We start from the raw sequence: 20,665 nt of genomic DNA, 5'->3' as shown, positions 1-20,665 counted from the left end.
GTGGCCGAAGCGCAAAACGGGCCTGGTCAATCCCGGCTGAACGCCTTCAACCTGCTGCGCCTCCTGGGCGCGCTGGCGGTCATCGTCGAGCACAGCTGGGTGCTGACCGGGCACGGGACACCCCTGACCCCCGACAGCGGGATAGGGGTCGGCGGCATAGGCGTCGGGGTCTTCTTCCTCATCAGCGGCTACCTGATCAGCACGAGCTGGCTGTCCGACCCGTCGGTCCGCCGCTACACGCTCCGCAGGGCATTGCGCATCTATCCCGCGTACGCGCTCGTCGTCGTCGCCACGGCCCTGCTGCTCGGACCCTTGGTGAGTACGCTGCCTGCCGCCTCCTACTTCGCCGGCTCCGGCGCCTGGAGCTACATCGCCAGAGGGCTGCTCATCCAGCCGGTGAGCTACGCGCTGCCGGGCGTCTTCCAGGGGCTCCCCTACCCGGACGCGGTCAACGGGTCGCTCTGGACGATCTGGGTGGAGGTGCTCTGCTACGTCGGTGTGGCGGTCATGGGCCTGCTGGGGCTGCTGCGCCGCCGGACGGTCCTGGTCGGGCTGGTGCTGCTCGCATTGGCCGCCGCCTCGGTCATCCACCTCACCGGCTACTCCGGTCCGCTCATCCCCCTGGTCGTGTCGGCGTACGCCGCGCAGCCCGTGGCGTTCTTCGCGCTCGGCATGCTGATCAGGGAGCTGCGCTGGGTCCCGCCGCTCTGGCTGACGGTCCCCGTGGTGCTCGCGTGGTGGCTGCTGTGGGGCACGCCGGTGGCCAATCTGGGGGCCATCGCGGCGGTCACCTGCCTCACGTTCCTCATCGCCTTCCGCGCGCCGACGTGGCTGCACCGGCCCACCGGCTCCTACGACCTGTCGTACGGGACCTACCTGCTGGCCTTCCCCGCCCAGCAGGTGCTGGTCCAGTACGGGCTCCGGGCGCCCGCGCTGGTGTTACTGGCCACGGTCGGCATCGTGCTGCCGCTGGCCGCGCTGAGCTGGCGGCTGGTCGAGCGGCCCGCGCTGCGCCTGCGGCAGCGCAAGCCCGCCCCGGTCCCGGTCGCGGTCGCGGTCCCCGAGGCCTCTTAGCGCGGCTCCGCCTGCGCCAGGAGCCGCTGCAGGTGCAGGCCCCGGTGCACGTCGATCTCGTGTGAGCGGCCGGTCCGTACGGCGGTGGCGAACTCGGAGCGCAGGGTCGCTCTGGTCTCCGTCGAGTCCTCCGGCAGGTGTTCGGAGTCGAGCACCAGCGTGCCCTCCGGGCCGTACAGCTCATAGCGGGTCCTGCGGCGCTGCGGGACCCGGCCGCAGATCGTCAGCTGGCTGATCACCTCGTTCTCGTGCAGGCAGGTCAGCGCCAGGAAGCCGGCCCGGTTGCCGGCCGGCCTGACCTCCGTGATGCGGCCCAGCGCCGCGTCGAGCAGGTCCAGGCCGTGCGGTCCGGTGTTGTAGAGCACGCCCGCGCGGGAGCGCCACGGGCTGTCGGCGAAGGTGTCGTCCAGGAATTCGCCGGTGAGCTGCATGGCGCGGGCACCGATGGCCGGGAAGTCGCGGGCCCGCTTGAGGAACTCGCGTACGGCGGGACGGTAGCGGTTGGTCAGCACGAGTTGCGTGGCCACGCCCGTGGCGTCCACCTCGCCGGCGAGCGCCTGCGCGTCGCGTACGGTCAGCGCGATCGGCTTCTCCAGCAGCAGCGCCCGGCCCTGACGTGCCGCCTGGACGGCCATGGCCGCCTGGACGTCGGGCGGGACGGCGAAGACCACGGCCTCGCACCGCTCCAGCAGCCGTTCGTAGGAGGTGAAGGCGGGCACGCCGAAGCGCTCGGCCAGCGCCCGGGCGGCCGGGGCGCGCCTGCTCCAGACGCCCGCCAGCCGGGTCTCGGGCCCGGCGGCGAAGACGGGGGCGTGGAAGTCGCGCGCCCAGGGCCCGGCGCCGACCAGGCCCACGTTCACCGGCGCGCTCATGCCGTGACCTTGTAGACGTGGTAGGTGTTCTCCCGCTCGAAGGTGTCGGTGAAGCCGCCGTCCTTCACGGGCAGTGTCCTGTTCTCGAACAGCACCTCCACGCTGGAGGCCGACTCCAGCGCCTTGGGCAGTTTCAGCGTCTGCCGCCCCGGCTGGACGCCCGCCTTGGGCATGGCGAAGACGTAGGAGGAGCCGTCGAGGTCCTTGAGCATGGTGTCGAGTCCCGGCGCGAAGGTGTGGACGTATGACTGGGTGTTCAGGACGGGCGCGAGCGTGCGGATCCGCCGGTTCAGCTCCGTCACGGCCGTCCGCGTCGCCTGGGCGCACGGCTCGCGCAGCACGTGCTGACTCGGGCAGGGCCCGGCGAAGCTGTGGTTGAAGTAGATGACGCCGCGTGCCTCGTGGATGAGGGAGTTCATCACCGCGCCGGCCAGCTCGTCGCCGGTGATCGCGCGCAGGCCGTTGGAACCCGGCCAGCCGAGCTCCACGAACGCGTAGATCGGCTGCCTCTTGCCGTCCAGGGCGTCGAGCTTTCTGCCCCGGTCGACGACCATGCCGTAGTTGGCGGCCCGCGGGCAGCGGTCGGTCGGCAGCTTGATGAAGTTCTCGGCCTCCGGGCAGATGCCGGTGTCGGTGTACCAGTACACGTCGGTGGACATGACGTCGGTGTAGCTGTTGACGAACTTCTTCGCCTCGTCGTCGGACTCCCACATGGCGATGCCCTTGCCGTAGTTGGCGTAGTGCAGGCGGCCGTCGTTCTTGGGTAGCTTGTCCTTCAGTGTGCGCATCGCCGTGTAGCCGCAGGGCGGCTTGTCGGGCAGGCACACCTGGCCTTCGCCGCCGTACTTGCCGCTCCAGACGCCGTCACCCGGCCCGGCGAACATGTCGGGCTCGTCGGCGATCATCCAGCCGACCGTCTCGCTGCCCGACCCCGCCAGCGGCTTGCTGGTGATCGCCGACATTCCGTTGGCGCGGATCAGGCTCATGTCGCTGTTGGCCGTCAGCTCGACGTAGGTGTTGAGCCCGGCCTCCTTGTCCATCCGCACGTCGCGTTCCTCGACGACGGACTCGAACCAGACCCCGATGGGGAAGAACGATGGATCGGTCCAGCCCGCGGCGGCCGGGGCGCTGAACTTGGCGTAATAGGCCGGGCCGCCCTCCCAGGGGACGCGCGGCAGGCCGAGGTCGTCACGGGTCGACTTGGCCTGCGCGAACACCCAGCCCACGGCGATCACCAACAGAGCGGTGACCGCGATGAGCAAGATCCGTCTGTTCGTCGTTCGAGAAGTCATTGCCCTCCCAGCTACGGGGCGATCCGGTAGACGTGATAGCTGTGCTCCGCGTCGAAGGTCTCGGTGAAGTGTCCCTCCCTGTCGACCGGGATGCTCCGGTCTTCGAAGATCTCCTCGATGTGGCCCGCCGCCGAAAGATCGCTGGGTACGGTCAGCACGCGCGGCCCCGGAGCCTGGCCTCGGCCGAGCATCGTGAACAGGTAGTAGGCGCCGTCGTGGCGCTTCAGCATGGTGTCCAGCTCGGGCGCGAAGTCGTAGGCGTACGACTGGGTGTTGAGCACCGGCGCGAGCCGCGCGATCCGGCGGTCGAGCTCGGCGACCCCGCGCCTGACCGCCTTCCCGCAGGCGCGCCGGAGCACGTTGTCCACCTTGCAGGCGGGGTCCGTGCCGTGCGCGTCATAGACGATCCCCCTGGCGCCGTGGATCAGGGCGCTCATCGCCGCGCCGCCCACCTGCTCGGGGGTGAGGCCGGAGAGCGAGATGATCGCGTACACCGGCTGCCGTCGACCGTCGGCGGCGTCCAGGGTGCGCAGCCGCTCGACGGTCGCGCCGTAGTTGGCCGCCAGGCGGCACTGGGCCGCCGGCAGCTGCAGCCACCGGGTGGCCTCGGCGCAGACGTTGGGGTCGCCGTACCAGGAGACGTCGGCCGCGACCACGTCCGAGTAGCCGTTGACGAACTTGGCGGCCAGCGCCTCCTCCTCCCAGTAGGCCACGCCCTTGCCGAAGGAGGCGTACCGCAGCCGGTCGCCCTTGGGCAGGCGCTCGGCGAGCGTGCGCATGACGGTGTAGCCGCAGGTGACGAGTACGGGGACGCAGACGGGTTTGCTGGTGAAACCGCGGGCGCCCGTCCAGCGCCCGTTGCCCGGTCCCGCCCACACGTCGGCCTTGTCGGCGATCAGCCGGCCCACGGTCTCGGCGCCCGCGCCGGGCAGCGGGCGGCTGGTCAGCGCGGTCATGCCGGACTTCCTGAGCAGCTCAGGACGGCTGCCGTCGGCCAGTTCGACGTAGGTGTTGATCCCCGCCGCCCGATCCAGCGCGACCTCCCGGCCGGTCCGCGCCGAGGCGAACCAGAGCCCCACCGGGAAGAAGCCGGGACGGGTCCAACCCGCCCCGACGGCCGCGGCCGAGCCCTTGTAGGCTGCGGGACCGCCTTCCCAGGGCAGTGCGCGCAAGGCCATCGTCGGCGCGGGCAGCGTGCTCGCGACGGGCTTCGGCGGGACGGACCGCAGCCACAGCCCGCCCCCGACGGCCACCGTCGCGGCAGTGAGCAGTGCCGCCCACCGCGTGACTGTCAGTATCCTCACGCAAGCCCTCTCAACGCCGTGCGTCGGGTGTCTGCTCGGCCAGCGCCATGAGGTCGGCCGCCCGCGCCGACCAGGAGGCGCCGGCCAGCGAGCCGCGCAGCCGCTCCGGCGACTGCGGGCCGCCTTCGGCCAGGCAGACGCGGATGGCCTCGATGAACTGCTCAGGGGTGGTCGCGGTCCTGACGCGGTCGGCGTAGTGGGCCAGCTCGTCGAACTCGGTGCTGACCACGGGCAGGCCGAGCGCCAGGAACTCCTTAAGCTTGATCGGGTTAGCGTGCTTGATCCACTCATTGTCCAGCCACGGCATGATCGCCACGTCGAAGCCGGAGCCGTAGGCGGGGATCACCGAATAGGGGCGCAGGCCCAGCCAGTGCACGTTGGGGTGCTTGGTGAGCCGTTCGATCTGCCCGTTCGCGTCGCCGACGAGCACGAGCGACGCCTCGGGCAGACCGAGCGCGACCCGTTCCAGCAGGTCGAAGTCCACCACGAAGTCGTCCAGGGCGCCGAAGAAGCCGATCCTGGGCCCCGGTACGGCCCGCAGGTCGGCGGGCTGCCGGTCGGCCGGTACGCGGCTGAAGTGCTCCAGGTCGACCCCGTGGTCGAGGAAGCGGGCCCGCGTGCCCGCGAGCGGGCGTTCCTCGGCCATGAGCCCTCGGCTGGCGTACACCACGTGGTCGGCACGTTCCAGAAGGTCACGTTCGAGGGTCTCGATCGTCCTCGTGTCGGACTCGGGGAAGGCGGAGTGGCGGTCCGAGCGGTTGAAGATCAGCGCCCGGCGGCGCATCGGGCGTACCACGTCCCAGGCGGTGGGGATGGTCACCACGATCACCGGCACCTTCAGGCCCAGCCACCCGCAGACCGCCCGTACCTGCGTCCTGACCAGCCAGGCGTTCAGCCCGCGGCCCAGGCGCGAGCCGTACAGGGGGAGCGGGAGCGGCGACATCACCCACAGGTTCGGCTCCACTCGCCTGACGAACTTGGCCACGCTGCGCAGCTTCCTGGCGATGCGCCGCAGCACGAAGGTGGAGCGGCCGGGCAGCGGCATCCGCATGCCGATGCTGTTGACGATCAGCACCTTGCGCGATCCCGCGAGGTGGCGCATGAGCTGGAAGTCGGAGTGGGCCCGATTGTGGTACCACCAGTCCTGGGCGGAGAAGCAGACGTACGCGGGCGGCGATAACGGGCGACCGCCCGGCGGTGTCGGCCACTCGTCCATCGTCGCGAGTTCGCGCAACGCCGCCCGGTGCCGCTCCCCTGCCCGCCGGCCACGGGTGACGGCGCGCAGCGCCTCGTTCAGGGCGACCGCCAGGCGCATGAGCAGCGCGCGGGGCCTGCCGTACCGCTGCCGGTGCAGCCGCACCCGGTTGGCGGCGGCCAGCGTCCACAGCGGGGCGGAGTTGGCCTGCTCGCCGCCGAGGTGGACGGCCACCGCCCTTGGCTCGTAGCGGATCGAGAAGCCGTGGTCGCGGATCTTGAGCATGTACTCGGTCTCCTCCGAGTACAGGAAGTAGCGCTCGTCGAGCGGTCCCACGGCGTCCAGGCAGGCGCGCGAGACCAGCCAGGCGGCGCCCGTCGCCCAGTCGGGCGTGCCCGGCCGCTCGTAGGCGCGCGGGTCGACGACGAGCTCACCCAGCGGTGCGTGGCGGCCCGCTCTGAGCCCGCCGAGCAGCGCCTCTCCCACGGCCCGCAGGACTGTGGGGCGCCGGCGCAGGGACAGCTGCAGCATGCCGTCGGCGCCCAGCAGCCGGGGAACCGCGATGCCCGTGCCGGGCACGGCCAGTGCCTCGCGCAGCAGGCGCACCGAGTCGGGTTTGAGCCGGATGTCGGCGTTGAGGATGAGGACGTCACAGCCGGGGGCGGCGGCGATGCCCGCGTTGACGCCGGCCGAGAACCCGCCGTTGCGGCCGGTCTCTACCAGCTCGACGGGCACTCCGGTCGCGAGTACCCGCTCCACCGTGTCGTCGGGGGAGTCGTTGTCCACGACGATGATCCGGGCCGGCTCCCCTTCGCTCAGCACGGTGTCCAAAGAGTGCAGGCACTCCTCGATGACCTGCCCGCTCTGGTAGGTGACGATCACGATGGCAAGCGGCGACCGCTCGGGAACAGTCATCAGGCACCAATCTGTGGGGATCAGGAGCGCCGGCCCGCGGCCAGCCGGTGCCACGCGGCCCCGGCCAGCAGCCTGAGCGCGAAGGGCAGGTCGTCACGTAGGTACCGGCGGATGAGTCGACGGGGCTCGAGGGCCAGCCTGAACAGCCATTCGCCGCCCACCCGCTGGATCCCGTCCGGAGCCCGCCGGAACTGCCCGGCGGCCATCGGGATGGCGGCGCCGCAGCCGATGTACCAGGCATGCGGGAGTTCGGGGCGGAGCGCGGCTATGACGCGTTCCTGCTTGGGGAAGCCCAGGCCGACGAAGACGAGGTCGGGCGCGGCCGCGCGGACCTTCTCCACGGTCTCCCCCATCCCGCCGGCCAGCCGCTCGAAGCCGAAGGGCGGTGCGTACACTCCGGCGATCCGTAAACCTGGATAACGCCGGACCAATACCTCACCGGCGGCCTCCGCCACCCCCGGCTCGCCGCCGAGCAGGAACACCGACCGTCCCTCGCGGGCGGCGACCTCGCTGAGGGTGAAGATCAGGGAGGCACCGGTGACGCGGTCGGATACGCGCAGTCCGCCGAGGCGGGCGGCCCACACCACCGGCATGCCGTCCGCGACCACGAGTTCGGCGCCCGCCACGAGCCCGGCGAGCTCGGGGTCGCGGGTGGCGGCGCGGACGATGTCCACGTTGGCGGTCACGATCATGCCGCCCAGGCCGTCGTGCCAGGCCCGCGCGAGGTGCTCGGCGACCTCCGGTTCGGTGATGGCGTCGATCCCGACGGCGCCCACCCGCGCGCGGGGCGCGAGGGGTAAGGCGCGGTTCTTTGGACCGTTCTCATCCGACGAGTGGTCCATCGGAATGCCGCACCCCCCGTCAGCCGACTCACCCTTTGGACATCGGTATCGGGCTATATCCGTTACACGGTGGCCGACCGGAGGAGACACCGCCAGGATGGGGTCCATGAGAGTCGAACAAGGCGCGCTCGCGGGGACCTTGCTGTTCGTCCCGAGCCCGCACAGTGACGAGCGCGGCCTGTTCACCAGGACGTTCGACGCCGAGATCGCGGCCGAGCACGGCCTGGACCCTGCGGCGTTCGTCCAGGACAGCCAGTCCCGCACGGTCAAGGGCGCGATCAGGGCCATGCACGGCCGCTCCGGCCGGGGCGAGGCCAAGCTCGTCAGGTGCGCGCGCGGCGCGGTGTACGACGTCCTCGTGGACGCCCGGCCCGGCTCGCCCACCTTCGGCGAGCGGATGTCGGTGGTCCTCGACGACGAGACCTTCACGCACCTGTACGTGCCGCCCGGTCTGCTCCACGGCTACCAGGCGCTCAGCGACGCCGACGTCTGCTACCGGATCGACCGGCCGCACGACCCGGCCGAGGACATCTCCGTCCGCTACGACGACCCCGACCTGGCGATCGACTGGCCGCTGCCGGTCTCGGCGATCAGCGCGCGGGATCTGGCGGCCGGCTCGTGGAAAGAGGCACGGCGGCGGCTGGAGGGCTGACCTCGCGGCGCGCGACTGCCCTTTCAGCGTCCCCGCGCGCCCGCACCTCCCGGCGCGCGGCCCGCATCAACGCCCCGGCCAGGCCGATGAGCAGGAACGACAGCGCGGTGGCGGTGCTGAAGGAGTTCAGGTCGAACGTGGCCGAGCCCACCACCGGCACGATCAGGCAGGCGGCCAGCGTCAGCCCGAGGTCACGGGTGCGGTCGTCCACGCTGATGCTCCTGACCCGAACCGCCGACCACATCCCGACGACGAACAGGCCGACGAACGCCAGCACGCCGATCGCGCCGCCCTGCACGGCCGTCAGCAGATACTGGTTGTCGAAGACCGGGTGGTGCGGCGGGAACCAAGTGCCGTTGCCCCGGCCCAGCAGGGGATGCTGCGAGAACTCCGAGATCGCCGTGGTGTAGTCGTTGGTCCGCCAGCGCAGGCTCTCGTCGTTGTCCAGATTGGTGAACAGCCCGGCGATGGCGCCGATCAGACCGGGGACGAGCAGCTTCATGACGACCAGGAAACCGGCGAGCGCGACGGCCGCCCTGACGCGCCGGGCGTTGGGCCAGCCGAGGAACAGCACCGCCCCGGAGGCGGCCAGGCCCAGCACCGTCGAGCGTGAGGCGGAGAAGGCCATCCCGCAGGCGATCAGGGCCACCACGGTCCACCAGCGCCGCTGCGGCTCACCGTGTTCGCGCGCGCCGAAGGCGTAATGGAGGGCGACCGGCAGCACCATCGCGGACACGACGCCGAACTCGATGGGATGCCCCGCGGTCGAGGCCACCCGGTTGAGCCCGTTGCGCTCCAGGATCGTCACTTCCACCGCCCGCAGGCGGCTGCCGGGGATCTGCATGTACTGGGTCACGTCGAACGACAGCAGGAACTGGATCGCGCCGATCACCCCCATGATGGCGCCGACCACCACCAGCGTCTTCAGCACCAGGTCGATCCGCTCGCGGCTGGGCACGCCGTCCACGCCGATCAGCGCGATGCCCACCATCGCGACCGCGATGACCAGCACGTGGTCGGACAGGTCCTGCTCGTACGAGGGCAGCCACCCGGCGGAGGCGTAGGCGTAGGTCGCGAGGAAGGCGAGCGCGTAGAAGTAGATCGCGTACCGCACCGCCGACGGCCCTTTGGCCGCGCCGAGCGTACTGGTGAGGTGCGCGCAGAACCACCAGACGGCGGCGAACAGCCCGATGGCCTCCGCGTAGGTGAGGTCGAACGGCAGGCCGCCGATCACCTGGCGAGCGGGCACCAGCATGAGGACCACGGTGAAGATCGCGCACAGGGTGGCGGCGTCGGCCCGGTGGGGCACCGGCCGGACGATGGACCGCTCGATGGCCACGTTCAACGCTGCAACACCGCTTCCTCGGTCCGGACGTCCGCCTCGGGCGCCGGTTCCGGCCCGTCCCGCTCGTCTCTCCTGCGCCGCAGCCCGGTCATGACGCTCTCGGCGCAGAAGGAGGCGCCGAGCGCGGCGGCCACGCCCAGCGCGAACACGGCCGCGGCGCTGCGGATCTTCCCGCCGCGCTCCGGCTGCGGCTCGGTCGGGGAGACCATCTCGTTCAGGTTGATGTACGTCTCCGGCGGGGCCTTCAGCACTTCCTGGCGGCGTTTCAGCTCGACCTTGGCCCGCTCGGCCACCCGGACCACGATCGCCCGCGCGTCCTGGGGCGCCAGGCTCTTGCCCTCGATGACCACGAAGGGCGCGCTGATGAGCAGTTCGGGATTGGGGTGGCCGTTGTTGACCTTGTAGGTGGTCTTGCCGTCCGGCCGGATGCCCATCTGGCCGGCCACCTCCGCGGTGTTGAGTATCTGCACCAGGATGGAGGCCGACATGTTCAGCCCGCCGTCGAAGTTGAGCAGCGGGTTGATGATCGGGTTGGGGTTCTTGGGGTTCGGCGGCCGGTACGACCCGCTCGGCGGCACCGTGAGCACCATGACCGTCGTCGAGGAGTACTGGACGGGGATCTGGGTGTAGACGCCGTAGGCGGCGGCGAGCGTCAGCAGGAACGCGGGAGCCGCGATGTACCAGCGACGCAGGAGGACGATGATCGCGCTCCAGAAGTCCAACACAGCCCCCCAGGCATGTTCCAGCCGTACTTCAGAGCATCGGCGAGGCTGCGACCAGCGTTACTTATCACGTGTAACGTGCCAAAGCTTCACTCCGATGAGGGTGAGTGACCAAGCCCATGGCCTCGCTTGCTGTCGTCACCCCCAGCTATGGACCCGACGCGGATCAGTTCGCCGATCTGCACCGCTCCGTACTGGAGTACACCCCAGAAGACACCGTCCACCACGTCTTCGTGCCGCGCGCCGACCGGCGCCTGTTCGCCGCCCACGAAGGGCCCCGCTGCCGGGTCAGGACCGTGGGAGAGCTACTGCCGAAGCGCTACGTCAAGGTGCCCCGGCTGGGCATGTGGGTCAACGCCCTGCGTCCCTGGCCGCCCGTACGCGGCTGGGTGATGCAGCAGATCGTCAAGCTGGCGGCCACGGCGGCGATGGACGCGGACGTGGTCCTGGTGGCCGACTCCGACGTGGTGCTCGTCCGGCCGACGACGGCCCAGCGCTCCCTGGTCGGCGGCCGGCCGCTGCTGCACCGGCTGGAGGACGGGGTGCACCCGCTCATGACGCGGCACGTGCTGTGGCACCAGGTCGCCCGCGAGCTGCTGAAACTGCCACCGGCGCCCGAGCCGCCGCTGCCCGACTACATGAGCCCGCTCACCTTCTGGGATCCCGCCATCGTGCGCGGGCTCCAGCGGCGGCTCACCGAGAACACCGGCCGGCACTGGGCCGACGCGTTCGGCTCCCGGCTGCACGTGTCGGAGTTCATGCTCTACGGCCTGTTCGTGGACGAGGTGCTCAGCGCGCCGGACGGGCGCCCGCCGTCGGACACCGGCCTGTGCCACAAGACCCCCGACGAGTCGCCGATGGACCTGCCGACCGCCCTGGCCTTCGCCGATCGGCTCGGGGACGGGGCGATCGGGATGATGATCTCCGCCAAGTCGGGCACCCCGCGAGAGGTGCGGCAGGCGGCCATCGAGCGCTGCGCCGAGGTCGCCAACCGGGTCGCCTGACCCGATTGGCGAACCCGGTTGCCTAGCCCGCGCGGCCGTCCTGGTCGGGCTTGCGCGGGTCGGGGGCGATCCCCAGGAACTCGCCGTTGATCCGGGCGAACTCCTCCGTCGGGGGGCCGTCGTTGTCGCGGTCCGTGGACGGGTCGTCGTCGGATCCTCCGGAAGACATGACCGTTGGGCGGCCATTAAGGGGCTTCGCCGCTTCCGGCTCGGCGGCGGGTTCGGGGACGTCCGCTTCGTCCTTGGCCGGCTCCGCCGGCGCGGTACGGCCACGGACGCGGCGGATCCACATCAGGTAGGCGGCGCCGAAACCGAAGAGCAGGGCGACGACCAGCACCTCCACGGCCAGCTGGACCTTGCCCCCGCCGTCGTACTCGACCGGGATCAGCGCCACATTGTTGACCGCGATGAACGTGCTCTTCGGCGCGCCCAGCGAGGTCTGATAGCTGGTCAGCTCCTCACGCAGCCGCCGCTCGGCCCGTTCGAGGATGCCCTTCGCCGTCTCCGCCGTCCGGCTCACGACCTTGATGTGGATGAACGGGCCCTGCGTCACGACGCCCAGCAGGTCCGCGTTGGACCGGCCGTCGTCGATGACGATCTCGGTGCTGCCGTTCTCCTCGATCCCGAGCTTGCGCAGCTCGTCCTTGCTGTTGAGCGCGAGGATGAGGATGCCCGCGACCGTCCGCAGCCCGTCGTTGTACTGCAGCAGCGGGTTGGTCAGGCCGACCGGCTTGGTGGGATCCATCGACAGGGTGCCACCGGACGGCGGCGCGGTCAGGATGAGCGACGACTCGGTCTCGTAACGCGGTGACCCCACGAAGAACGCCACCAACGCCAGGAGGAGGGCGAGGGCGATGATGGGAGGTCCAACACGCTTGTTTCGGATAAGGCCTAACAGATCGTTCCAAAAAGCCATATTTACCCGCCCAAGCCCCCGCCAGTATGGGCCAATGCCCTGGCCATAAAAAATGGTACAGATTGCTTATCGTGACCGGCCGAGTCGATGTTACGAATCACCGGACTTGGTTGCCGTTCGCCCTACTTCGCGAGAACATCGGCGCGACCGTACCTCAGCCTCACCTCAGCTTCCGCTAGAAGGGCTGCCCGGATGACGTCCAGATCACCGAATGTACGCTCCTCCGCTTCACTCGTCGGCCGCGCCGAACCACCCATCGGGGTCGGCATGCCCGTCTACAACGGCGAGCCGTACCTGGAGGGCGCCCTGCGCTCGGTCCTCTCCCAGAAGGGGGTCGACTTCGAGCTGGTGATCGCCGACAACTGCTCGACGGACGGCACCGAGGAGCTCTGCCGCGAGCTGGCCAGGACCGATCCCCGCGTCCGCTACCTGCGGCGCGAGCGCAACGTCGGCATCACGGCCAACCACAACAAGGTCGTCCACGAGACCCGCGGTGAGTTCTTCTCCTACGCCACCTCCGACGACGAGTACCACGAGGACCGCCTGGCCCTGCTCTCGGCGGCGCTGCGCCGCCACCCGTCGGCGGCGGCGGCCGTCTCGGGCGTCGAGGAGATCGACGAGACGGGGCAGACCATCGGCACCTGGCGCGACACCGCCCCCACCGACCAGCCCGACCCGGTGACGCGCCTGCGCCACCGGCTGGACAACTACGACGAGACCATGCACTTCTACGGGCTCATGCGCAGGGAGACGCTGCTGCGGGCCCGGCCGCTGGAGGCCATCCTGCCCGCCGACCGGGTGATGATCTCGGGCCTGGCGCTGCTCGGGCCGCTGGTCGTGGTGGACGAGCTGCTGCTGCGGCACCGCAACCACCCGGGCAGCAACAGCCAGGTCAACCACGCGCGGGCCTTCCGCGCCCGCGAGATGCCCGGAGACCAGCGCTTCTTCCTGCCCAACGTGGAGGAGGGCCGCGCGCTGCTGCGGGTCATCAGGAACGCTCCATTGACCCGCGGCCAGCGGCTGCGCGCCTACGCGGCGCTGCGGCCCTGGCTGCGCCGCAACGCCGTGCCCATGGCCCGCAACGTCGCCCACTCGGCCATCGACGTGGCCCGCGGCCTGCGGGGGCCGCTCAGCTCGTCACCACCTCGCGAATCTTCCTGATCCGGTCTCGCGAGAGCCCGGTCACCACGTACACGATCAGCCCGGCTCCTCCGGCGGCGCAGAGCCGGACGAAGTCGAAGGCGCCCTCGGTCAGCCTGGCCACCAGCCAGGCGGCCAGGCCGGCCAGCAGGCCGCCGAGGAGCAGCCGGAGGATCCCGGGCAGGACCGGTCCGAGCACGACGCCCGAGCGGCGCAGTTGCAGCGCCGTCACGGGCAGGGCGATCAGCAGCGCGACGGCCGCGTGCGCGATGGCCACGCCCCGGATGCCGTCCAGGCGGGCGCCGGCGTACAGGGCGGGCAGCAGGGCCAGGGCCCAGCTCAGGTTCATCCAGACGACGAGTCTGGTCGCGCCGAGCGAGGTCAGGATGTCGAAGGCCAGCGCGGTGAGCATCCGCACCACCATCAGCGCCATGAGGAAGGACAGCGCCTGGGCGGCGGGCAGCCAGCGCTCGCCGTACAGGAAGGGCACCACCAGGGGCGCCAGCACGCCGAAGAGGACCGCGACGGGCAGCACGAGTGTGATCAGCATCGGCACGATCTGCTGGACGCGCGCGGAGAACGCCTCGGGGCGCTCCTCGGCGACCCGCGAAAAACCGGGCAGCGTGACGTGGCGCAGGGCCTCGCCGACCAACCCCGGCACCCAGCTCGACACGTTCAGCGCGATCATGTAGAAGCCGAGCGTGGTCGCGCCCAGGAGCCGGCCGATGATGATGGCGTCGGCGTTGAGCACCAGCGCCTCGATGGCCAGGCTGACCGCCAGGGGAACGCCGAAGCCCAGCAGCTTGCGGGCGATGGCCCGCTCGAAGCCCAGCCGCAGCGGCATCTTGGCCCAGATGAAGACCAGGATGCCGCTCACCAGGGAGTTGGCGACCGCGCCGATGACGAAGCTGTAGACGCCCGCGCCCATGACCGCCAGCGTGATCGCCACCGGCACCTGGACGGCGATGCCGGCCATGTTCGCCTTGGCTATCTTGTCCTGCTGGAAGGCACGGAGCATGACCGCGCTGCGTACGTTGACGAACCCGTCGATCACGATGATCACGGTGAGCAGCCGCACCACCGGCGTGGCCGAGACGTTGCCCGCCAGGCCGGTGAAGTAGGGCGCCGCCACCCAGAACGCGGCGTAGATGGCCACGCTGAGGGTGAGGACCACGGTGGTCGCGGTGACCACCATGTCCTCCAGCTTGCCCCGCCACTGCACGACGGCCGCCACGATGCCGGCGTCGTTGATGTAGAAGAGGAACTGGTTGGCGGCCAGCGCGACCGCGTACAACCCGAAGTCCTCCGGGGCGAGCAGGCGGGCCAGCACGAGGCTCAGGGTGAAGGTGGCCAGCTTCGACCCGCCGCGCGCCAGCAGCCCCCACCGCAGTCCCCTGCCCGCCGATCCGGCCCGGTGATCGCTGACGGGCTCGCTCACTACCGGTTCACTCACCGTCCGGCACCCGTTCGAGCCAGATCTCGCGCCAGAAGGGGAAGAACTCGCGGGGGCAGTTCAGCGAGTGGACGCCCTCGCACACCACGTCCTGCAGCACGATGCAGGGCGTCTTCATCTCCAGCATCCGTCCCGTGGGCTCGTCGATGCACCGGTCCACCCGGGCGCGCACCCGCGCGGTGCGGCCGCAGTGGCGGGCCAGCTCGGCGTCGAAGTTCATGCCGCGGTTGGACAGGTCCTCGTTGACGGTGGCCAGGATCTCCTGCTTGGACCGTACGCGGACCAGCTCGCCCGGCTGGAGGTCGAGCGTCTGAACCGGCGTGCGGCCCCTGACCTCGCCCTTCATCGTGCCCCACGGCCGGCCGCCCTTGATGCGCAGCGCGCGGGGCAGCTTCCTCCTGGTCAGGTGCTGGAACCGGTTGTACAGCCCGATTCCGGTGGCCTTCAGGGTCCTGAGCACGCCGACGTTCCGCGTCCGCACGTCCGCCACGAACTGTCCCAGATCGGCCATCGGCAGGGGTACGGGCGCAGCTCTCAGCAGCTCGGTGGCCTGGCAGGAGTAGCGTTCAGTGCCGTCCTCGCCCGGCGGCTTGCGGCTGTTGATCTCCAGCAGCGGCAGCAGCCGGGAGTCCGGCACGGCGTTCGGGGGCAGCTCGTCCGCCGCGACGCGCTTGATCCACGCCTGTTTCCAGTACATGGAGCAGGCCGTCTGGCAGCCGCCGTGCGCCGAGCCGTCGCACCGGGCGCCGAGCAGGTGCACGGCGCTGTCCATACGCCGCAGGCCCGTCTTGGTCAGCGTGTCGCACAGCTTGTGCGCCACCTTGTGCACGGTGAGGCGCTGGCCGCAGAACTTCAGCATCTCCGGCATGAACGGCAGGCCGTCCAGCTCACCGCGCTCGTCCAGCGTGGCCAGGATCTCGGCCTCGCTGCGGATCTCCACCAGGTCGCCGACCCGCAAGCTCATGGTTTCCATTCCCTCACCAACTCCGCGTCTTCGAGGCTCGCCGCCGCTTCCGCCACTGCCTGGAACGGGAGGCCGGCCCGTTCGGCGATGTCCAGGAGCGAGTGCGTGCCGTCCGAGAGGTTCAGCACCCAGAGCATGGCCATCTGGGCCTGCTTGGTGTCGCTCCTGCCGCCCAGCGCCCCGTACAGGCCGCGCCGGCCCAGCTGCGGCTCGCCGTAGGGGCTGAGGTTCTCCAGGCGCCGGTCTCCCTCCAGCACCCGGGTCACCTCCCAGCAGGTCTCCAGGGTGTCCTCCATCGCCTCGGGGAGCACGAACGCCGGATTGTCCCCCGAGGTGTGGTACTCGGGATAGCCCGCGTACGTCGATCTGGTCAGGCAGCCGACGGGCAGGTCGAACCCGGGCGAGCAGTACTGCCGCTCGTCGTAGCCGTACGGGGAGAAGTCGAGCGTGCGGTGCGGGCGCCCGGAGGAGCGCAGCACGTGCCCCACCGCCCGGTCGATCTCCGTGTCGCCGCGCCTGCTCCGCTTGTACGTGAGCGCGCCGCCGTCCCCCGCGCACGCGAGCACCAGCCCGTGCCTGACCCGCTCGACCGCGTCCCGGTTGCGGGCCAGCCAGGTGATCGACCCGATCGTGCCGGGCGCGAACAGGAAGCGGTAGGTGTAGCGCGGCGACGCCGCCGCCAGCCGCCGGGCCAGCTGGACGGCCACCGCGATGCCCGCCAGGTTGTCGTTGGCCAGCGACGGGTGGCAGGTGTGGCAGGAGATCAGCACCTCTTCGTTCGTCCGGCCGGGCACGACATGCTCGGCGTACGTGAGGTGGCCGTCCGCCAGCGTGGAGTCCACCACGACCTCGTACTCGCCCTCCCGGAGGCCCGCCAGCGTCTCGTGGCGCAGGCAGAACCCCCAGTCCTCGGCGTAGTAACTCGTCCGGTAGGGGATGAGCCCCGGCTGGTCCGGCAGCGTGTGCAGGTGGCCGCGGAGCTCGGCCAGCGGCATCCGGGCCGACACCGGCACGCTGTAGCCGACCACGTGCAGATTGGACTCGGCGAAGTCGACGACCTTGGCGCCCGTGGGGTCCTTGATGTGGGCGTCGCGGATGTTCCACTCTTTGGGCACGTTCCAGTCGAGCACCTGCGTGCCGGTGGGCACCTCGTGCACGTTCAGCGCGATGTGCTCGCCGACGATCTCCAGGGTGCGGCGGACGCCGTCTCCCGTGATGCTCCGGCACAGCGGGTAGAGACGCTCGACGAGCTCGTGCATCTCCTTTCCTGAGCCGGTCACGAGGGCATCAGCCGCTCGTCGACCGTGCCCGCGGCCTGCCGGTCCGACAGGCGGGCCAGGCGGGTGAAGCGGCGCTCGAAGCCCTCCCTGGTCAGCCCGTGCCGCCGGTAGGCGTCGATGAGTTCGAGCGCGCCCTCCTTCACCGAGCGGCGCGCCTCGTATCCGGGCAGCGCGGCGCGGATCCGCGAGAAGTCGACCCGGTAGGAGCGCGGGTCGGCGCCCGTCTCCCCCGTGATGGCCAGCGTGGCGCCGGGCACCGCCTCCACCACGGTCGCCGCGATCCCGGCTACGGTGACGTTGTTCTGCTCGGTGCCCACGTTGAACGCCTCGGCGTGTACGGCCTCGCGCGGCGCGACCAGGGCGGCGGCGAACGCGTCCGCGATGTCCAGCGCGTGCACCAGGGGCCGCCACGGCGTGCCGTCGGACAGCACGCGTACCTCGCCGGACAGATGCGCGTGCCCCACCAGGTTGTTGAGCACGATGTCCGCGCGCAGCCGGGGCGAGAAGCCGAAGGCCGTCGCGTTTCGCAGGAAGACCGGCGTGAAGTCGGCGTCGGCCAGCTTCAGCACCTCATCCTCCACGCGTACCTTGGACTCGGCGTAGGGGGTCACGGGACGCAGGGGCGCCTCCTCCGTGACCAGGTCGTCCCCGCCGGCGGCTCCGTAGACCGAGCAGGTGGAGGCGTACAGGAAGCGCCGCACCCCCGCCTCTCGGGCCAGCCGGGCCAGCCGTACGGAGGCGTGGTAGTTGATGTCGTAGGTCAGCTCGGGCGCCAGCGAGCCGAGCGGGTCGTTGGACAGGGCGGCCAGGTGCACGACCGCGTCGAATCCGGCCAGCGCCTCGGCCGGGACCTCGCGCAGGTCCACGGCGAGCCCCTGGGGGTCGTCGGGCTGCGGCCCGAGGACGCAGTCGGCGAACAGCCCCGAGTCGAGGCCGGTCACCTCGTGTCCCGCTTCGGCGAGTACGGGGGACATGACGGTGCCCAGGTAGCCCTGGTGCCCGGTCAGCAGTACACGCATATCCGGCTAGTCTCCTGCGAGGTCGAGGGTCAGTTTGCGGGTGTGGAAGGCTTCGGCGTACCTGTCGCCGCACTCGATCCCGCGGATGCGGGCGAGCCCGAGGAAGGCCTCGTCGTCGAACCAGGTACGCCGGAGCTGCGAGGGGTAGTGCCGCCGCAGCAGGGCGACCTTCTCCGCCGCCACCTCCGGCCGCAGCGGCTGGTAGGCGGTGGGGCGGCCAAGGTCGCCGTCCCACTTGACGATCTCGTAGCCGAGCGTCAGGTGGTCGCGGAAGGCCGTGGGTACGAGCTCGGCCAGGCCCCGGTGGTCCTGGTGGGCGTCTCCCGGATGCGGGCCGAGGATCAGGTCGGGATCGGTCCTGGCCCGCAGCAGCTCCAGCGCCTCCTTGGCCTGCTCCCAGTGCGCGGGCAGCCGGCCGTCGGGCAGCTTGAGCACGGTCAGCCGCAGATCGGCCCCGGGGCAGAAGGCGGTGAGCGCCGCGTGCTCCTCGTCCTCTCGCTCGGTGCCGCCGCCGGACAGGACCAGCGCGTCGACCTGGAGCCCGGGCCGGCCCGCGCAGAGCGTGAGCAGCGTGCCGCCCGCCCCGATCGCGATGTCGTCGCAGTGCGCGCCCAGCGCGACGATCCGGCCCAACCGGGCGGCCGTCAGGCGGATCATGCCTCCCACAGCGCCCAGGGCCTGTCGCCGCGCGAGTACGCCTCGTCCAGCTCGATCCGCTGGTTGACGGTGTCGGTCGGCCGCCAGTAGCCGCGGTGCCGGTAGGTCATGAGCCGGCCGCGCTTGGTCAGCTCCACACAGCCATCCCCCACCAGATCCCCATTTTCCGGAATGTGATCGAAAATTTCCTGACGGAGCACGAAATATCCGCCGTTGACCCAGATCGGCATCTGGGTGACCGGCGCGATGTCCCTCGCCAGCCCGTCGTCGTCGATGTCGATGCAGTGGAAGGTGCCGGGCGGCGGCACGACCATCATGGATGCCCCCACGTCGGCGGCCGTGAAGCGGTCGACGATCTCCGGCAGCGGCGCGTCGGTGAGCACGTCGGCGTAGTTGGCCAGGAACACCTCCTCGCCGTCCAGATGGTCGCGGACCCGGCGCAACCGCTCGCCGATCGGCGACTGGACGCCGGTCTGCACGAAGGAGATCGACCAGTCCGAGATGTCCTGCGACAGCAGCTCCACCTCGCCGCCGCGCAGCCGGAAGTCGTTGGAGGCGGTCTCCTTGTAGTCCAGGAAGAACTCCGTGATGTGCTGGGCGCCGTAACCGAGGCAGAGGATGAACTCGGTGTGCCCGAAGTGGGCGTAGTAGCGCATCACATGCCAGATCAGCGGCCGGGGACCGACGAGCTGCATGGGCTTGGGTACCTCGCCCGGCGCTCCGGTGCGCATCCGCGTGCCGTACCCACCGCAGAAGAGCACGACCTTCATGGCACGATCTCCAGACTCGGGATGGGAAAGACCAGCTGCCCGCCCCATTCGCGGACGTAGGAGAGCTGTTCGGTGAGTTCCTCCCGCAGGTTCCACGGGAGCACCAGGACGTAGTCCGGCCGGTCCTCGGCCAGGCGCTCGGGCGGCAGGATGGGGATCCGGGTGCCCGGCGTGAACCTGCCGTGCTTGTACGGATTGCGGTCCACCGTGTACGCCAGCAAGTCCTCGCGTATCCCACAGTGGTTGAGCAGCGTGTTGCCCTTCCCCGGAGCGCCGTAGCCGGCCACGGTCTTGCCCGCCTCGGCCGCGTCGATGAGGAAGCGGAGCAAGTCGCGGCGGACCTTGGCCACCCGGGCGGCGAACTCCGCGTACCCGGCCAGCTCGTCGAGCCCGGCCCCCTTCTCCCTGGCCAGCACGTCGGCCACCCGCTCGGTGGGCTCGCCGCCCGCCTCCTCGGGCCGGGCCCAGAGCCGGATCGAGCCGCCGTGCGTCGGCAGCAGCTCCACGTCGACCAGGGCCAGGCCGCCGGTGGCCAGGGCCCGCCGAGCGGAGGCGACCGTGTAGTACTGGAAGTGCTCGTGGTAGATCGTGTCGTACTGGTTCAGCTCCACGAGCGTGAGCAGGTGCTGCACCTCGATGGAGACCCACCCGTCGTCGGCGACGAGCGCGCGCAGCCCTCGGGTGAAGCCGACGACGTCGGGGATGTGCGCGTACACGTTGTTGGCCACGACCAGATCGGCCGGCCCGTGCTCGGCGCGGACCGCCGCCCCGGTCTCCGGGTCGAGGAAGGCCGTAAGCGTGGCGATGCCCTTGTCCCTGGCCGCCTGGCCCACGTTGGCCGAGGGCTCGATGCCCAGGCAGCGCACCCCTCTTTCCGCCACGTGCTGTAGCAGGTAGCCGTCGTTGCTGGCCACCTCGACCACGAAGCCCGGCGCGAACCGGTCCACGGCCGCCGCCACGAACTCCCGGGCGTGCTCCACCCAGGAGGTGGAGAAGGAGGAGAAGTACGCGTACTCCGTGAAGGTCTCCTCCGGCTGGATCAGCGGCGGTATCTGGGCGAGCCAGCAGCTCGTGCAGACCCGCAGGTGCAGGGGGTAGGTGAGCTCGGGCTCGTCGAGCCGCTCCCTGGTGAGGAACAGCTCGCAGGGCGGCGTGGCACCGAGGTCGACCACGCTCGCCAGTTCGCCCGAGCCGCAGAGCCGGCAGACGGTCACCGGCCTCGGCCTCTTCCGCGCTGTAACCAACGAGC

19 protein-coding genes are annotated in these 20,665 nt (G+C 70.7%); 4 read left to right on the top strand and 15 right to left on the bottom strand.

Going from position 1 to position 20,665, the window contains the following annotated elements; translation table 11 throughout:
• Entirely contained in the window at nucleotides 1-1,074 is a 1,074-nt protein-coding gene (locus AB0C30_RS42685; RefSeq protein ID WP_357954871.1) for an acyltransferase, read from the top strand.
• Here AB0C30_RS42685 and AB0C30_RS42680 read toward each other — a convergent pair.
• The 5 genes from AB0C30_RS42680 to AB0C30_RS42660 are packed head-to-tail and all read right to left on the bottom strand — an operon-like array spanning nucleotide 1,071 to nucleotide 7,494.
• Nucleotides 1,071-1,946, bottom strand: a complete 876-nt coding sequence (locus tag AB0C30_RS42680; protein ID WP_357954870.1) for a Gfo/Idh/MocA family oxidoreductase — start codon at nucleotides 1,944-1,946, stop codon at nucleotides 1,071-1,073. The two genes, AB0C30_RS42685 and AB0C30_RS42680, sit on opposite strands and share 4 nt — an antisense overlap.
• Nucleotides 1,943-3,238, bottom strand: a complete 1,296-nt coding sequence (locus tag AB0C30_RS42675) for a hypothetical protein (protein ID WP_357954868.1) — start codon at nucleotides 3,236-3,238, stop codon at nucleotides 1,943-1,945. The genes AB0C30_RS42680 and AB0C30_RS42675 overlap by 4 nt, the downstream gene beginning before the upstream one ends.
• A gap of 11 nt (nucleotides 3,239-3,249) precedes the next feature.
• Nucleotides 3,250-4,542 (bottom strand): hypothetical protein, encoded by a 1,293-nt coding sequence (locus tag AB0C30_RS42670; protein WP_357954866.1) that lies wholly within the window; start codon nucleotides 4,540-4,542, stop codon nucleotides 3,250-3,252.
• A gap of 10 nt (nucleotides 4,543-4,552) precedes the next feature.
• The gene (locus AB0C30_RS42665) at nucleotides 4,553-6,652 is read right to left on the bottom strand and encodes a glycosyltransferase (protein WP_357954864.1); all 2,100 of its coding nucleotides are present in this window, start codon (nucleotides 6,650-6,652) and stop codon (nucleotides 4,553-4,555) included.
• Nucleotides 6,653-6,672: 20 nt separating this feature from the next.
• Nucleotides 6,673-7,494 (bottom strand): WecB/TagA/CpsF family glycosyltransferase, encoded by an 822-nt coding sequence (locus AB0C30_RS42660; protein ID WP_357954862.1) that lies wholly within the window; start codon nucleotides 7,492-7,494, stop codon nucleotides 6,673-6,675.
• 106 nt (nucleotides 7,495-7,600) lie between these two features.
• Between AB0C30_RS42660 and rfbC the strand changes: the two genes are divergently transcribed.
• On the top strand, nucleotides 7,601-8,146 hold the full coding sequence (gene rfbC / locus AB0C30_RS42655) for a dTDP-4-dehydrorhamnose 3,5-epimerase (protein ID WP_357954860.1): 546 nt from the start codon (nucleotides 7,601-7,603) through the stop codon (nucleotides 8,144-8,146).
• On the opposite strand, the gene AB0C30_RS42650 is transcribed toward rfbC, so the two are convergent.
• Nucleotides 8,085-9,485, bottom strand: coding sequence for an O-antigen ligase family protein (locus AB0C30_RS42650; protein ID WP_357955009.1), 1,401 nt, complete (start codon nucleotides 9,483-9,485; stop codon nucleotides 8,085-8,087). The genes rfbC and AB0C30_RS42650 overlap by 62 nt on opposite strands.
• Before the next feature lie 2 nt (nucleotides 9,486-9,487).
• Nucleotides 9,488-10,213: a hypothetical protein gene (locus AB0C30_RS42645; RefSeq protein ID WP_357954857.1), complete on the bottom strand. Its 726-nt coding sequence runs from the start codon at nucleotides 10,211-10,213 to the stop codon at nucleotides 9,488-9,490.
• A 107-nt stretch (nucleotides 10,214-10,320) separates the two neighbouring features.
• Between AB0C30_RS42645 and AB0C30_RS42640 the strand changes: the two genes are divergently transcribed.
• Nucleotides 10,321-11,217, top strand: coding sequence for a DUF6492 family protein (locus AB0C30_RS42640; RefSeq protein WP_357954855.1), 897 nt, complete (start codon nucleotides 10,321-10,323; stop codon nucleotides 11,215-11,217).
• Between the two features lie 22 nt (nucleotides 11,218-11,239).
• Here AB0C30_RS42640 and AB0C30_RS42635 read toward each other — a convergent pair whose 3' ends face one another.
• Entirely contained in the window at nucleotides 11,240-12,046 is an 807-nt protein-coding gene (locus tag AB0C30_RS42635; RefSeq protein WP_357954853.1) for a hypothetical protein, read from the bottom strand.
• Nucleotides 12,047-12,325: 279 nt separating this feature from the next.
• Between AB0C30_RS42635 and AB0C30_RS42630 the strand changes: the two genes are divergently transcribed.
• The gene (locus AB0C30_RS42630; protein WP_357954851.1) at nucleotides 12,326-13,294 is read left to right on the top strand and encodes a glycosyltransferase; all 969 of its coding nucleotides are present in this window, start codon (nucleotides 12,326-12,328) and stop codon (nucleotides 13,292-13,294) included.
• On the opposite strand, the gene AB0C30_RS42625 is transcribed toward AB0C30_RS42630, so the two are convergent.
• Genes AB0C30_RS42625 through AB0C30_RS42595 form a run of 7 tightly spaced genes read right to left on the bottom strand, consistent with a single transcriptional unit; the run spans nucleotide 13,263 to nucleotide 20,630 of the window.
• Nucleotides 13,263-14,726, bottom strand: coding sequence for an oligosaccharide flippase family protein (locus tag AB0C30_RS42625; protein ID WP_357954849.1), 1,464 nt, complete (start codon nucleotides 14,724-14,726; stop codon nucleotides 13,263-13,265). The two genes, AB0C30_RS42630 and AB0C30_RS42625, sit on opposite strands and share 32 nt — an antisense overlap.
• Nucleotides 14,719-15,690: a hypothetical protein gene (locus AB0C30_RS42620; protein ID WP_357954847.1), complete on the bottom strand. Its 972-nt coding sequence runs from the start codon at nucleotides 15,688-15,690 to the stop codon at nucleotides 14,719-14,721. The genes AB0C30_RS42625 and AB0C30_RS42620 overlap by 8 nt, the downstream gene beginning before the upstream one ends.
• Nucleotides 15,687-16,949 (bottom strand): DUF4910 domain-containing protein, encoded by a 1,263-nt coding sequence (locus tag AB0C30_RS42615; protein ID WP_357954845.1) that lies wholly within the window; start codon nucleotides 16,947-16,949, stop codon nucleotides 15,687-15,689. Before AB0C30_RS42615 ends, AB0C30_RS42620 begins: the two co-directional genes overlap by 4 nt.
• A 17-nt stretch (nucleotides 16,950-16,966) precedes the next feature.
• Complete coding sequence (locus tag AB0C30_RS42610; protein WP_357954843.1) at nucleotides 16,967-17,989, bottom strand: SDR family oxidoreductase; 1,023 nt, start codon at nucleotides 17,987-17,989, stop codon at nucleotides 16,967-16,969.
• 6 nt (nucleotides 17,990-17,995) lie between these two features.
• Entirely contained in the window at nucleotides 17,996-18,646 is a 651-nt protein-coding gene (locus AB0C30_RS42605; RefSeq protein ID WP_357954841.1) for a PIG-L deacetylase family protein, read from the bottom strand.
• Nucleotides 18,643-19,416, bottom strand: a complete 774-nt coding sequence (locus AB0C30_RS42600) for a sugar phosphate nucleotidyltransferase (protein ID WP_357954839.1) — start codon at nucleotides 19,414-19,416, stop codon at nucleotides 18,643-18,645. The genes AB0C30_RS42605 and AB0C30_RS42600 overlap by 4 nt, the downstream gene beginning before the upstream one ends.
• A complete protein-coding gene (locus AB0C30_RS42595) occupies nucleotides 19,413-20,630 on the bottom strand; it encodes a class I SAM-dependent methyltransferase (RefSeq protein WP_357954837.1) in 1,218 nt (405 codons plus the stop codon). Before AB0C30_RS42595 ends, AB0C30_RS42600 begins: the two co-directional genes overlap by 4 nt.
• Nucleotides 20,631-20,665 lie beyond the last annotated feature (35 nt).

It is taken from the genome of Nonomuraea sp. NPDC048901 (assembly GCF_040649695.1).
Lineage (GTDB): Bacteria > Actinomycetota > Actinomycetes > Streptosporangiales > Streptosporangiaceae > Nonomuraea.
The sequence above is the reverse complement of the archived record's forward strand: the minus strand, read 5'-3'. Positions and strand labels throughout refer to the sequence as shown.

Excerpts from the sequence above, each read along its gene's own strand:
- rfbC (WP_357954860.1), top strand. The coding sequence starts at position 7,601 with ATGAGAGTCGAACAAGGCGCGCTCGCGGGGACCTTGCTGTTCGTCCCG.
- AB0C30_RS42680 (WP_357954870.1), bottom strand. The coding sequence starts at position 1,946 with ATGAGCGCGCCGGTGAACGTGGGCCTGGTCGGCGCCGGGCCCTGGGCG.
- AB0C30_RS42620 (WP_357954847.1), bottom strand. The coding sequence starts at position 15,690 with ATGAGCTTGCGGGTCGGCGACCTGGTGGAGATCCGCAGCGAGGCCGAG.
- AB0C30_RS42630 (WP_357954851.1), top strand. The coding sequence starts at position 12,326 with ATGACGTCCAGATCACCGAATGTACGCTCCTCCGCTTCACTCGTCGGC.
- AB0C30_RS42600 (WP_357954839.1), bottom strand. The coding sequence starts at position 19,416 with ATGAAGGTCGTGCTCTTCTGCGGTGGGTACGGCACGCGGATGCGCACC.
- AB0C30_RS42610 (WP_357954843.1), bottom strand. The coding sequence starts at position 17,989 with ATGCGTGTACTGCTGACCGGGCACCAGGGCTACCTGGGCACCGTCATG.
- AB0C30_RS42660 (WP_357954862.1), bottom strand. The coding sequence starts at position 7,494 with ATGGACCACTCGTCGGATGAGAACGGTCCAAAGAACCGCGCCTTACCC.
- AB0C30_RS42605 (WP_357954841.1), bottom strand. The coding sequence starts at position 18,646 with ATGATCCGCCTGACGGCCGCCCGGTTGGGCCGGATCGTCGCGCTGGGC.
- AB0C30_RS42615 (WP_357954845.1), bottom strand. The coding sequence starts at position 16,949 with ATGCACGAGCTCGTCGAGCGTCTCTACCCGCTGTGCCGGAGCATCACG.
- AB0C30_RS42665 (WP_357954864.1), bottom strand. The coding sequence starts at position 6,652 with ATGACTGTTCCCGAGCGGTCGCCGCTTGCCATCGTGATCGTCACCTAC.
- AB0C30_RS42675 (WP_357954868.1), bottom strand. The coding sequence starts at position 3,238 with ATGACTTCTCGAACGACGAACAGACGGATCTTGCTCATCGCGGTCACC.